10 protein-coding genes are annotated in these 12668 nt (G+C 62.8%); 5 read left to right on the top strand and 5 right to left on the bottom strand.

What is annotated here, in order from left to right; genetic code table 11:
* Positions 1 to 104 precede the first annotated feature (104 nt).
* Together QMX89_RS19630 and QMX89_RS19625 are read right to left on the bottom strand one after the other, a co-directional pair.
* Positions 105 to 2630, bottom strand: a complete 2526-nt coding sequence (locus tag QMX89_RS19630) for a sulfite reductase flavoprotein subunit alpha (protein ID WP_282349502.1) — start codon at positions 2628 to 2630, stop codon at positions 105 to 107.
* Positions 2631 to 2790: 160 nt separating this feature from the next.
* Positions 2791 to 5100, bottom strand: a complete 2310-nt coding sequence (locus QMX89_RS19625; protein ID WP_282349501.1) for a TonB-dependent siderophore receptor — start codon at positions 5098 to 5100, stop codon at positions 2791 to 2793.
* A 205-nt stretch (positions 5101 to 5305) separates the two neighbouring features.
* Here QMX89_RS19625 and QMX89_RS19620 point away from each other — a divergent pair, with 205 nt between their 5' ends.
* A complete protein-coding gene (locus tag QMX89_RS19620) occupies positions 5306 to 5986 on the top strand; it encodes a Fe2+-dependent dioxygenase (RefSeq protein WP_049861177.1) in 681 nt (226 codons plus the stop codon).
* On the top strand, positions 5983 to 6741 hold the full coding sequence (locus QMX89_RS19615; protein WP_282349500.1) for a tetratricopeptide repeat protein: 759 nt from the start codon (positions 5983 to 5985) through the stop codon (positions 6739 to 6741). Before QMX89_RS19620 ends, QMX89_RS19615 begins: the two co-directional genes overlap by 4 nt.
* A 41-nt stretch (positions 6742 to 6782) precedes the next feature.
* Here the strand turns inward: QMX89_RS19615 and QMX89_RS19610 are convergent, their stop codons facing one another.
* Complete coding sequence (locus QMX89_RS19610) at positions 6783 to 7946, bottom strand: type III PLP-dependent enzyme (protein ID WP_049861179.1); 1164 nt, start codon at positions 7944 to 7946, stop codon at positions 6783 to 6785.
* A gap of 349 nt (positions 7947 to 8295) precedes the next feature.
* Complete coding sequence (locus QMX89_RS19605) at positions 8296 to 9165, bottom strand: oxaloacetate decarboxylase (RefSeq protein ID WP_049861180.1); 870 nt, start codon at positions 9163 to 9165, stop codon at positions 8296 to 8298.
* A 228-nt stretch (positions 9166 to 9393) separates the two neighbouring features.
* On the opposite strand from QMX89_RS19605, the gene QMX89_RS19600 reads away from it, so the two are divergent.
* From QMX89_RS19600 to vapC, 3 genes are all read left to right on the top strand, one after another.
* Complete coding sequence (locus QMX89_RS19600; RefSeq protein ID WP_049861181.1) at positions 9394 to 10611, top strand: MFS transporter; 1218 nt, start codon at positions 9394 to 9396, stop codon at positions 10609 to 10611.
* 227 nt (positions 10612 to 10838) lie between these two features.
* Entirely contained in the window at positions 10839 to 11069 is a 231-nt protein-coding gene (gene vapB, locus QMX89_RS19595; protein WP_282349499.1) for a type II toxin-antitoxin system VapB family antitoxin, read from the top strand.
* Positions 11069 to 11479, top strand: a complete 411-nt coding sequence (gene vapC / locus QMX89_RS19590; RefSeq protein WP_282349498.1) for a tRNA(fMet)-specific endonuclease VapC — start codon at positions 11069 to 11071, stop codon at positions 11477 to 11479. Before vapB ends, vapC begins: the two co-directional genes overlap by 1 nt.
* A 73-nt stretch (positions 11480 to 11552) precedes the next feature.
* On the opposite strand, the gene ychF is transcribed toward vapC, so the two are convergent.
* Positions 11553 to 12653, bottom strand: a complete 1101-nt coding sequence (gene ychF / locus QMX89_RS19585) for a redox-regulated ATPase YchF (RefSeq protein ID WP_049861182.1) — start codon at positions 12651 to 12653, stop codon at positions 11553 to 11555.
* Positions 12654 to 12668: the final 15 nt, after the last annotated feature.

The raw sequence follows: 12668 nt of genomic DNA, 5'->3' as shown, positions 1-12668 counted from the left end.
CCGCTGCTACAGAAACACTGCGATCCCCTGTAGCAGCGGCGCAAGCCGCGTCCGGCCTTGACGCGGTTTTCCAGATACACCGCACGCACCGCCGACGCGGTGGGTCAATAGACGTCGCGGCGGTAGCGGCCGGTTTCGATGAGGGCGTCCAGGCGGTCGCGGCCCAACACCTCGGTCAGCACATGATCCACGCCGCTGGCCATCCCCTGCAGGCTTCCGCACACGTAGATCACCGCGCCGTTCTCCACCCATTCCAGCAACTCGTCAGCCGCCTCGCGCAGCCGATCCTGCACGTACACCTTGTGCGCCTGATCACGCGAAAACGCCACGTCCAAGCGCGCAAGGTCACCACTGGCCAACCACCCCAGTAACTCCTCCCGGCAATGAAAGTCATGGGCCCGGTTGCGCTCGCCGAACAACAACCAGTTTCGCTGTCGTCCCTGTTCGATACGCGCCTTGAGCAAGCTGCGCAAGCCTGCCAGACCGGTACCGTTGCCGATCAGAATCACCGGCACCGGGGCCTGCGGCAGATGAAACCCTGCATTGCGTCGCAGGCGCAGGCTGACCGCGCCATGCAGTTCAGCGTGCTCGGTCAGCCAGCCCGACCCCAGCCCCAAACCACCGTCGTCGTGCCGTTGCTGACGCACGATCAGTTCCAGGCGACCGTCGCCGGGCAGGGAGGCGATGGAGTACTCGCGCACCGTGATGGGTATCAACGCGTCTACCAGTGCCTGCGCGTGCAGCCCGACCAGATGACTGCGGCTGGCCGGAAGCTGGCGGCTGGCCAATGCTTGCCCCAGCGGCTCCTGCAGGCCATCGACCCAGATCCGGGTCGACGCCTCCAGGCCCAGCCCTGACAGGCACTGTTCAATGGCCAGGCGGCCGTTGCGCGGCAGCACATCGACCAGATCGCCAGCCTCCCACTGGGCTTGATCATCGTCGCGCAAGGCGATGCGGTAGACCGGATCGCCTGAGCTGCCTGGGTTCAACAGTTCGCGTTCGACCAAGGTCCACGGACTGAATGCCGGGGCCTGCCACACGGCCTGGGCCACCCCCCCGGTGAGCAGGCTCAGCTGCTGCTGCCAATGCTGCAAGGCCGCCGGGTCGGCGTTGTCCACCTCGATCGAGGCGAACAGCGGCTGCGCACCCCGGGCATCGAGCCACTGATCGAGACGGTGGGCGAAACCGCAGAACTGCTGGTATTGCCGGTCACCCAGGGCCAGCACCGCGTAGCGCAAGCCGTGCAGGGCGCAGGCGCTGCCCAGCACCTTGCGCTCGAAGCCGCGGGCGGTGTCGGGCGCCTCGCCGTCGCCGAAGGTGCTGACCACGAACAAGGCCTTCTCGGCCTGCTGGAGTTGTGCCTCGTCCACCTGAGCCAAGGCACGGACCTGAACGCTGTGGCCCGCCGACTGCAATTGCCCGGCGGTCTGCCATGCCAATTGCTCGGCGAAGCCACTCTGGCTGGCGAAGCCGACCAACCAACCTGCAGAGGCATCGTCCTGCACGCTCAAAGCACCGCGCGCCAGGCGCACCTGGCGCTTCTTGCGGCGCCGATCCAGGTACAGCAACCAGCCGGTGATCAGGAACAGCGGCATCGTCAGGCTGGCCAGCATCATCAGAATGCGCCCGACCAGCCCGAAGTAGCTGCCCACGTGCAGGGCATAGATACTGGTCAGCAGTTGCGCCTTCAGCGACTTGTCTTCGTAACGCTGGATGTCCTTGATCTGCCCGGTAGTGGGGTCGAGGCTGAGCAAGCCGAACGCGCGGTCGTGCGGCGAGTCCTTGCGCAGGTAGAAGACCGTCGCCGGCAGACCGACATTGCCGGGAATGCGCACATTGATCACGCTCAGCTCGGGCCCGACCGCGGCGCGAATACTGGCCCACAGTGCGTCGTAGTCGACCACCGGCGCCACGTCGGAAGACGAGGCAGTGCGCCGTTCGATGCGCGGGGCGGTAGGGGTGTCGGAGAGCATCCTGTTCACGGCGTTGCCGAACCATTGATACGACCAGGTCAGGCCGGTCAGGGCGGCGAGCAGATAGAACAGCAGGCACCAGGTGCCGAACACCGCGTGCAGGTCCCAGTTGAAGGCACGACCTTTCTTGGCCCAATCCAACGTCAGCCAGGTGCGCCAGTTCAATGCCTTGCGCGGCCAGCGCAGGTACAGGCCCGAGAGGCAGAAAAACACCAGCATCAGGGTGCAGGCCCCGGTGATCTGGCGGCCGGTGCCACCCATGGCCAGGAAGCGGTGCAGGTCCAGCATCAGGTCGAAGAAACCTTCGCCAAACACCTCGCCCTGCAACTCTCCCGTGTACGGATCGAAATAGGCCGATGGCCCACGCCGCTGTCCCGCCGGCGGAGTGAAGGACACCCGTGCGGCGCTACCCTCGACTAGGTCCACGCGCAAGGCAGCGACCTTGCTGCCCTGGCGCCGCTCGAGAATCTCCACCAGCTGCGCGGCAGGCAGGATCCCCGTGTCGCGGATCTGCACCGTCAGGCTTTGCGGGTTGAGCGCGCGCAGAATTTCATCCTCGAACGAATAACTCGCGCCGGTGATGCCCATCAGGGCCAGCACCAGGCCACCGGTGATGCCGAAAAACCAGTGCAGTTGGAAGAGGACGTTCTTGAACACGGATCACCTTGAGCGGGCCAATCGAAAGGAAGGCGGACGGCATTATGCAGCACGCGCTGAGAATCGGTCTCAACCGTACCGATTCCGTTCATTGCCGTTGCGACGTAAAAACGCCCTGCGTCGCGTGAACGAGCAGGGCGCAGAAACGGCCAGGCGGCCTCTAGAAGTGGAAGTTGGTGCTCAGCAGCGCCGTACGGCCCGCTGCCTGGTTGGCGAAGTGTGTGCTGAAGGCCTTGTCGTAGTAGGTCTTGTCGGCCAGGTTCTGCACGTTCAACTGCACATCGAAATGCTTGTTGATCTTGTAGCTGGCCATGGCATCCAGGCGCACGTAGCTGTCGACCATCGTGGTGTTGGCAAGGTTGCCGAACACGTCATCGACGTAGAACGCGCCGCCGCCGATGGTCAGCTTGGGCGTCAGGTTGTAGGTGGTCCACAGGCTGGCACTGTTGTTCGGCGTGTTGGGCATCTGGTTGCCGTTGTTCGCCGCGCCCAGCGGGCCGTTGTCCACCACCCGTGCTTCCAGGTAGCTGTAGCCGGCAAACACCTGCCACTGCTCGGTGAGCTTGCCGGACGCCGACAGCTCCAGGCCGTCGACACGGGTCTTGCCGGCGTTCTCGTAGGCGTAGGTATTGGTCTGCACCCGGGTGTTGTCTTTCTCGGTGCGGAACAGCGCGGCGGTCAGCGACAGACGCTGGTCGAACAGATCCCACTTGGTCCCGATTTCGTAGTTGGTGGTTTCTTCAGGCTCCAGGTCACTGCTCAGCAGGTTGCCGGCGCGGTCCGGTGCACCACCCAACGGGTTGCCTTCCATGCCTTCACCGACCAGCGAGCCGGGTGGCGTGGCGGACGTGGCATAGGACACATAGACGCTGCCGTTCTCGGCCGGTTTCCACACCAACCCCAGTTGGCCGGTGACGAACTCGCTGGTGTCCTCGCTCTTGGCCGTGGTGACGCCGGCGGCTGTGAAAGTGCGGTAGTCGGTTTCGAAGTGATCGTAGCGCAGGCCGGCGTTCACCTGCCATTGCGGGCTCAGCTCCAGCGTGTCGAACACGTAGATCGCCCGCGTCTTGCTCGACGTGTCGGTGCCGGCATAGTTGCGGGCAATGGCGCCGTTCCACGGATCGTCCGGGTTGGGATTGGCCAGCGAGGTGCAGTTGTAGCCGCTGGAGACGATGCTGCCCAGGCTGCAGTTGCTGCTGGAACCGGCGGTACGCGGCGTGGTGTCGGTGTTGACGGTGTAGCTGCTGCGGTCGCTGTCTTCGCGGCTGAATTCGATACCGGTCGAGAAGCTGTTCTTGAATCCGGCCACATAGAAATCGCCGAACAGGTCGGTCTGGTTGGTGGTGGTCGCGGTATTGCCGACGCGGCTGTTGGCCCGGCGCCAGACGCTGCCGTTTCTGACGTTACGCTGGCTGTCGTCGGGCTGGGTGAGGATGTAGTCCTGCATGGTGTTGCCGTGGCGCAGGGTGTTCTTCACGGTCAAGGTGTCGGTCAGATCGTGCTCGATGGCGAAGGTGGCGATGTCGCTGCGGGTCTTGCGGAAATCACGGTCGCTCAGGCCATAGAAGTTGCTGCTGCGACCGCCGTCCTGCGGCGTGTCCGGATTGGCCGAGGTACGGCCCGCGTTCCCGGCAGCCGGAATGCTGTAGGGAATGCCCGAATCGGGGAGGTCGTCGCTCTCCAGGTGGTAGTAGTCGAGAAAGACCCGCGTCTCGGTGCCCAGGCCGAAGGCCAGCGACGGCGCGATGCCCCAGCGGTCGTAGTCGACCTGATCGCGGCCGGCCACGTTGCTCTGGTGGCTCATCAGGTTGAGTCGCCCGGCAGCGCTGTCGCTGAACTGGTAGTTGCCGTCCAGGGTATAGCGCTGGGTCTGGTCCGAACCCCAGGTGAAGCCGCCGTCCAGCGAGTCACCCAAGTGTGCCTTCTTGCTCACCAGGTTGATCGTACCGCCGGCGGCGCCACGGCCGCCAATGGCCGAGTTGGGACCCTTGCTGACCTCGATGGATTCCACGGCGAAGATTTCCCGGCTCTGCGCGCCGGCATCGCGTACGCCATCCAGGTAGGTATCGCCCTGAGCATCGAAACCGCGGATGAAAGGCCGGTCGCCCTGCGGGTTGCCGCCTTCACCGGCACCGAAGGTGATGCCGGGCACGGTGCGCAGGGCATCCTGCAGATTGAGCGCGCCGGTGTCCTTGATGACCTGTTGCGGCACTACCGTCACCGAGCGCGGTGTGTCCACCAGCGGCGCGGTGTACTTGGTGGATGAGGCACGTTCGGTCTGATAGGACGTCGGCTCCTGGGCCTCCCCCGTGATGCTGGTGGCACCCAGCGACAGCGGAGCGGCCTTGGCCTCGTCGGCGTCAGCCGCGTACGCGGTGGGCGCTACCCAGGTGGCGCCCAGGGCCATGCCGATGGCAGAGGCAAGCAGCCGTGGCGATGAGTCGGGAATGAAATGGTGTTGGCGCGACATGATGGAAACCTTCCCCAAGGTTATGAGGCGGCGGAGAATAATGTAAGTGAATATTTGTAGCAATTGCGAAATATTGCTATTCGCGAAGTACTTACATTCTTTACAATTTCCCGCGCAGTTTTCGTCTCATTCTCACGACCGCACCCTTGTGCTTCGGCAATGGGAATCAATACCATTGCTGCCCCTCGGCCTGCGGTGAATTTCCATGCTCCTACACATTCCAGGATTGTTCGCGCGCGACGAAGTGCTGCGCATCCGCCAGGCTCTGGAGCAGGCCGACTGGGCGGACGGCCGAATTACCGCTGGCCACCAGTCCGCGAAGGCCAAGCACAACCTGCAACTGCCCGAGGGCCATCCGCTGGCCGTGGAAATAGGCGCCGCGCTGCTCGAACGCCTGTGGGCCAATCCGTTGTTCATGTCGGCGGCGTTGCCGAACAAGGTCTTTCCACCGCTGCTCAACTGCTACACGGCAGGCGGCAGTTTCGACTTCCACATCGATAACGCCGTGCGCCAGGCCAAGGGCGGCGTGGAACGCGTGCGCACCGACCTGTCCTCGACGCTGTTCTTCAGCGATCCGCAGGATTACGACGGCGGTGAACTGGTGATCCAGGACACCTTCGGCACCCGCGAGGTCAAGCTGCCCGCAGGGGATCTGCTGCTGTATCCGGCCACCAGCCTGCACAAGGTGCGCGCCGTCAGCCGCGGCGCCCGCTTCGCGTCTTTCTTCTGGACGCAAAGCCTGGTCCGCGAGGACAGCCAACGTGCGCTGCTGTTCGAGATGGACGGCGCGATCCAGCAATTGACTCGTGATGTCCCCGATCATCCGTCATTGATCCAACTCACCGGCACTTATCACAACCTGCTGCGGCGTTGGGTGGACGTATGAGCGCCGACTGGCGCCTGCGTCGCCTGGAAGTCCTGGACAACGAACAGCTGCAGGCGATGCTCACCGCTGAACCGCGCAAGGCTGCGCAGGCGCTGGTGATCGCCGCAGGGCAGGGCGTTGTCGACGCCCAGGCGCTGCTCGGGCAGATCCTGCTCGATGGCCGCGGTATCGAACGCGATGCAGCGCTCGCGGTGAAGTGGTTTGCCATCGCGGCCCATCATGGCCACCCCATGGCGCACAACATGCTCGGGCGCTGCCACGAGCACGGTTGGGGTTGCGAGGCCAACGTCGAGCGTGCCGCCGGGCATTATCTGCAGGCGTCGCAGGCAGGGCTCGACTGGGGCCTGTACAACCTGGCCAACCTGCTGGGCACCGGGCGCGGCATCGGGCTCGACCATGCACGGGCCTTCGCGTGCTATCTGCAGGCGGCGACCATGGGCCATGCCAAGTCCATGAATCTGGTCGGCCGCTATCTTGAACAGGGGCTGGTGGTCGGTGCTGACTTGCCCAAGCCAAAGGTGTGGTACATGCGTTCGGCGCAGGCAGGTGATTTCCGCGGGCAGTTCAGCCACGCCGCGATACTGGCGGAGGAGGGGGATGTCGACACGGCGCTGATCTGGCTGCATCGAGCTCTTGAAGGCGGGAACAGCAATTTTCTACGCAGTAGTGTGGCGGTGCTGGAGCAGGCCAGGCAGCCAGCCATCAGAGCGATGGCAACGCTCTATGCGCAGCGCCTGCAGGCGCTGGAACAGTAGACCTGCAGACAGCCGATGGCTGCCCGCAGGTTACCGGTGCATCAGATGTAGAACGACTTCAAGGGCGGGAAGCCGTTGAATTCCACCGCGCTGTAACTGGTGGTGTAGGCACCGGTGGACAGCCAGTACAGGCGGTCACCGATGGCCAGGTTCAACGGCAGGCCGTACTTGTAGTGCTCGTACATGATGTCGGCGCTGTCGCAGGTCGGCCCGGCGATCACCACTTCTTCCATCTCGCCTTTCTTCTCGGTCCAGATCGGGAACTTGATGGACTCGTCCATGGTTTCGATCAGGCCGCTGAACTTGCCTACGTCGGTGTACACCCAGCGCTCGACCGCGGTGCGCGATTTGCGGGCTACCAGTACCACTTCACTGACCAGGATACCGGCGTTGGCGATCAACGAACGGCCGGGCTCGAGGATGATTTCCGGCAGATCGTCACCGAAATCTTCCTTGAGGAAGCGGATGATTTCCTCGGCATAGGTTTCCAGGCTGTTGGTACGGGTGATGTAGTTGGCCGGGAAGCCACCGCCCATGTTGATCAGCTTGAGGACGATGCCGTCTTCTTCCTTGAGGCGTTCGAAGATCACCTTGACCTTGGCGATTGCCGCATCCCAAACGCTGATGTCGCGCTGCTGCGAGCCCACGTGGAAGGAGATGCCGTAGGGCACCAGGCCCAGGTCGCGCGCCAGGATCAGCAGATCCATGGCCATGTCGGTCTGGCAGCCGAATTTGCGCGACAGAGGCCAGTCGGCCGTGGTCGAGCCTTCGGTGAGGATCCGCACGTAGACTTTCGAACCCGGGGCGGCCTTGGCGATGTTGCGCAGGTCGGCTTCGGAGTCGGTGGCGTACAGGCGCACGCCCTTGTCGTAGAAGTAGCGGATGTCCTTGGACTTCTTGATGGTGTTGCCGTAGCTGATCCGCTCCGGGCCCACACCCTGGTTCATGACCTTGTCCAGCTCGTAGATCGAAGCGATGTCGAAGTTCGAGCCTTTGTCGCGCAGCAGGTCGATGATTTCCACGGCCGGGTTGGCCTTGACTGCGTAATACACCTTGGCGAATTCGAAACCGGCGCGCAGGTCATCGTAGGCCTTGCTGATCATGGCGGTATCGATGAGTACGAAGGGGGTTTCTTGCTTGTCGGCGAAGGCCTTCATCTTGTTGAAGGTATCGCGTGCGAAGTAGTCTTCGACGTTGATCGACATGCTAGGGACTCCTGGTGGCAAACGTCGTGAATATAAATGGGCTCAAATGACCATCCTCCGTATCCCCACTTTGGTTCGCCTACTTCCCAAGGCATGTCGGGCGAAAGCAAAAAGGCCACGGAAAGCTGCTTTCCGATGGCCTGTTGTCTCGTCGTCAGTACTTGAGCCGGATGGATCGTTTCCAGCATGGACGGTCGGCGCGAACTGTAGGGCGTGGACGGCTTGAGAGCAACTAAAAATGTCGCCTTTTCGTACGTGGCAGATGGGGCCGGTAGCGGAACCCTTCGGCGGTTCCCTTTTAACCGACCCACATGACCGCATGATGTTCCCGCCCCCGGCGCCCCGCCGGTCATTCCTTCACGTTCATGAACTCCTTGGCCCAGCCGACGTAGCTCTCCGGGTGGGTGTAGGTGTGGGTCAGTTCGGTGGCGCTCAGGTCGGTGCTCTTGCTGAACTGCTGGCGCTGTTCGCGCAGCGAATCGTAGGTGGCCTTGATGGCCGCGAAATAGGCACCGTGGCCAGCCACCACGACCCGCACACCCAATGCCGCCAAGCGTTCGTCGTCGTGCAGCGCCGGATTGCCGTAGGTCACCAGCATCAGCGGCACGCTGAGGTTTTCGGCGATCTGCTCCAGGTGCTCGAAGTCCTTCACGCCAACCATGCAGATGCCGTCGGCACCAGCGGCTTGGTACGCCTGGGTCCGGCTGATGACTTCCTGGGTGGAGAGCACACCGGCATGGGTACGGGCGATGATGGTCAACTCAGGGTCGACCCGAGCCTCCAGCGCCGCGCGGATCTTGCCAACGCCCTCGGCCACCGAGATGAGATCGGTGGAACGGCGGCCGAATTGCGCCGGCAGCAGGGTATCTTCGATGGTCAGCGCACCGATGCCGGCACGTTCCAGCTCCACCACTGTACGCATGACATTCAGCGCGTTGCCATAGCCATGGTCGGCGTCGGCAATCACCGGCAATTGCGCGACACGACCGATGCGCGTGGCCTGTTCGGCGAACTCGGAGAGGGTGATCAGGGCGAAGTCGGGAGCGGCAAGCACCTGCAGCGAGGCCACCGAACCGCCGAGGATACCGACCTCGAAGCCCAGGTCGGCAGCGATGCGGGCGGACATGGGGTCGAACACCGAAGCGGTGTGATAACACTGTTTCGAAGACAGCAGCTCACGGAACTGGCGACGCAGGGCCGTGTGAGAAACTTTGGGCATGATCGCTCCTGATTCTGGCGAAACCCCATTGCCTCATGCGGAGGGTTTCTGGAACTTTATCGATTCTTCATGGGTTTTTAGTGACTGGCGCCAGTTTATCACCGCCCGGTCGTTGTTGTATTCGTTGACGCCATTGCGCCGTGCCAGTTTCACCTGCGTCGGCAACTGGCGACGAGGCACGCAAAATGGCAGAGTGTCCGGCCATGCCTGCCTGCCAACGGAATCCCCATGGCCACCCCTACAACAACAAGCAACCCTGCCAGCGTGCCCGGCGCGGCCCAGACCAGCCCATTGGTCATGCGCATCCTCGGCGCCTGTGCGCTCGCACACCTGGTCAACGACCTGATCCAGGCCGTGCTGCCGTCGATCTACCCCATGCTCAAGGCCAGCTACGGCCTGACCTTCACCCAGGTCGGCCTGATCACCTTGACCTTCCAGGTCACCGCTTCGCTGCTGCAGCCCTGGATCGGTTTCTACACCGATCGCCATCCCAAGCCGCTGCTGTTGCCGGCCGGCATGGTCTGCACGTTGATCGGCATCATGCTGCTGTCCACGGTCGGCAGCTTCCCGATGATCCTCCTGGCATCGGCCCTGATCGGCATTGGCTCCTCCACCTTTCACCCGGAAACCTCGCGGGTCGCGCGCCTGGCTTCGGGAGGACGCTTCGGTCTGGCGCAGTCCACCTTCCAGGTAGGCGGCAACACCGGATCGGCCTTCGGCCCGCTGCTGGCGGCCGCCATCGTCATTCCGTACGGCCAGGGACACGTGGCCTGGTTCGGTCTGATCGCGGTGTTCGCCGTGGCACTGCTGTACGCCATCAGCCGCTGGTACCGCGGCCACCTCAACCAGTTCAAGGCCCGAGCCGGTCAGCGCGCCACCCACGGCCTGTCCAAGGGGCGGGTCAAGGCGGCGCTGGTGGTGCTGGCGCTGCTGGTGTTCTCCAAGTATTTCTACATGGCCAGCTTCACCAGTTACTTCACCTTCTACCTCATCGAAAAGTTCGACCTCTCGGTGGCCAGCTCGCAACTGCACCTGTTCCTGTTCCTCGGCGCAGTAGCGGCCGGCACGTTCTTCGGCGGCCCCATCGGCGACAAGATCGGCCGCAAGGCGGTGATCTGGTTCTCGATCCTGGGCTCGGCGCCGTTCACCCTGATGCTGCCCTACGTCGACCTGTTCTGGACCAGCGTGCTGAGCGTGGTCATCGGTTTCATCCTGGCCTCCGCCTTCTCCGCCATCGTGGTGTATGCGCAGGAGCTGGTGCCAGGCAACGTGGGCATGATCGCGGGCGTGTTCTTCGGCCTGATGTTCGGCTTCGGTGGCATCGGCGCAGCGCTGCTGGGCCATCTGGCAGATATACACGGAATCGAGTACGTGTACTGGCTGTGCTCCTTCCTGCCGCTGTTCGGCATCCTCACGATCCTGCTGCCGAGGACCAGCAAGGTCTAGCGAATGCGAAGTTCGGCCGCTTGCGGGCGGCCTGACAGGGTCTGCACGATACCGCCTGGTCCGCTACGCCCTGGCATTCCAGTTCGAAACGATGCCCTGCGGCTCAAGCATGCATCAGCTTCAACCGGAGAGACTTGGTGGCCGAAAGGTTGCCATGTATATCCTCAAGGTATATACATTCTCAATGCGATAGACTGTCGATATCCGAGTCAGAGCGAGGTGCACTCATGGAGCAGGGTTCCGTTTTTTTGAGCAACAAGAGCCAGGCCGTCCGCTTGCCCAAGGCTGTGGCATTGCCCGCCGGCGTCAAGCGTGTCGACGTCATCGCCATAGGTCGCACGCGCATCCTGACGCCTGCCGGCGAGTCATGGGACAGTTGGTTTGACGGTGAAGGCGTGACCAGCGAATTCATGCTCGACCGAGAGCAGCCAGCCATCCAGGAGCGTGACGGATTCTGATGCTGAAATTCATGCTCGACACCAACATCTGCATTTTCACCATCAAGAACCGTCCCGAACATGTGCGCGCTGCATTCAAGCGCAATCATGGGCAGATGTGCATCAGCAGCGTAACGCTGATGGAACTGATCTACGGCGCCGAGAAATCCCAGCACGTTCAGCGCAATCTTGAAGTGGTGGAAAGTTTTGCCGCTCGGTTGGACGTGCTCGATTACGACCCGATCGCCGCTGCCCACACCGGGCAGCTACGTGCCGAGCTGACGCGATCGGGTACGCCGATCGGAGCATACGACCAGATGATCGCCGGACATGCTCGTTCCAGAGGATTGATCCTGGTCAGCAACAATACGAGAGCGTTCGTGCGCGTGCCTGGGCTTCGGCTCGAAGATTGGGCAACGGCCGAAGCCTGAACGCAAAAAGCCCCGCATCGCAAGGCGACAGCGGGGCTTTCAGGGGACGCGCGAAGCGGTGTTGCAGGCCGACTCAGACGTTGAAACGGAAGTGCATCACGTCACCGTCCTTGACGATGTACTCCTTGCCTTCCAGGCGCCACTTGCCGGCTTCCTTGGTACCGGCTTCGCCGTTGTACTGGATGAAGTCGTTGTAGGCGATCACTTCGGCGCGGATGAAGCCTTTCTCGAAGTCGGTGTGGATCACGCCGGCGGCTTGGGGTGCGGTAGCGCCGATCTTCACGGTCCAGGCGCGGACTTCCTCGACGCCGGCGGTGAAGTAGGTCTGCAGGTTGAGCAGGTCGTAGCCGGCGCGGATCACGCGGTTCAGGCCAGGCTCTTCCAGGCCCAGGGCCTCGAGGAACATGTCCTTCTCTTCGCCATCGTCGAGCTCGGCGATTTCGGCTTCGATCTTGTTGCACACCGGCACCACGATGGCGCCTTCTTCTTCGGCAATGGCGCGTACTACGTCCAGCAACGGGTTGTCTTCAAAGCCGTCTTCGGCGACGTTGGCGATGTACATCACCGGCTTGGTCGTCAGCAGGTGGAAGCCACGGATCACGGCCTTCTCGTCGGCGCCCATGTTCTTCATCAGGCTGCGGGCCGGCTTGCCCAGGGTGAAGTGGGCAATCAGCTGCTCCAGCAGGCCCTTTTGCACCACGGCATCCTTGTCACCGCCCTTGGCGTTGCGCGCGACCTTCTGCAGTTGCTTCTCGCAGCTGTCGAGGTCGGCGAAGATCAGTTCCAGGTCGATGATCTCGATGTCGCGCTTGGGGTCGACGCTGTTGGAAACGTGGATCACGTTTTCATCTTCGAAGCAGCGCACCACGTGGGCGATGGCGTCGGTCTCACGGATGTTGGCGAGGAACTTGTTGCCCAGGCCTTCACCTTTCGAGGCGCCGGCCACGAGGCCTGCGATGTCGACGAACTCCATGGTGGTCGGCAGTACGCGCTTGGGATTGACGATGGCAGCCAGGGCTTCCAGGCGCGCATCGGGCATCGGCACGATGCCGCTGTTGGGCTCGATGGTGCAGAACGGGAAGTTCTCGGCCGCAATCCCGGATTTGGTCAAGGCGTTGAACAGAGTGGACTTGCCGACGTTGGGCAGGCCGACGATGCCGCAGTTGAATCCCATGGTGAATCCCTCTTC

The sequence above is a fragment of the Pseudomonas sp. PS01301 genome (assembly GCF_029960215.1).
Lineage (GTDB): Bacteria > Pseudomonadota > Gammaproteobacteria > Pseudomonadales > Pseudomonadaceae > Aquipseudomonas > Aquipseudomonas coleopterorum.
The sequence above is the reverse complement of the archived record's forward strand: the minus strand, read 5'-3'. Positions and strand labels throughout refer to the sequence as shown.

What these genes read in the sequence shown, in the direction of transcription:
- QMX89_RS19600 (WP_049861181.1), top strand. Translation starts at nt 9,394, where the DNA reads ATGGCCACCCCTACAACAACAAGCAACCCTGCCAGCGTGCCCGGCGCG.
- ychF (WP_049861182.1), bottom strand. Translation starts at nt 12,653, where the DNA reads ATGGGATTCAACTGCGGCATCGTCGGCCTGCCCAACGTCGGCAAGTCC.
- QMX89_RS19615 (WP_282349500.1), top strand. Translation starts at nt 5,983, where the DNA reads ATGAGCGCCGACTGGCGCCTGCGTCGCCTGGAAGTCCTGGACAACGAA.
- vapC (WP_282349498.1), top strand. Translation starts at nt 11,069, where the DNA reads ATGCTGAAATTCATGCTCGACACCAACATCTGCATTTTCACCATCAAG.
- QMX89_RS19605 (WP_049861180.1), bottom strand. Translation starts at nt 9,165, where the DNA reads ATGCCCAAAGTTTCTCACACGGCCCTGCGTCGCCAGTTCCGTGAGCTG.
- QMX89_RS19620 (WP_049861177.1), top strand. Translation starts at nt 5,306, where the DNA reads ATGCTCCTACACATTCCAGGATTGTTCGCGCGCGACGAAGTGCTGCGC.
- QMX89_RS19625 (WP_282349501.1), bottom strand. Translation starts at nt 5,100, where the DNA reads ATGTCGCGCCAACACCATTTCATTCCCGACTCATCGCCACGGCTGCTT.
- vapB (WP_282349499.1), top strand. Translation starts at nt 10,839, where the DNA reads ATGGAGCAGGGTTCCGTTTTTTTGAGCAACAAGAGCCAGGCCGTCCGC.
- QMX89_RS19610 (WP_049861179.1), bottom strand. Translation starts at nt 7,946, where the DNA reads ATGTCGATCAACGTCGAAGACTACTTCGCACGCGATACCTTCAACAAG.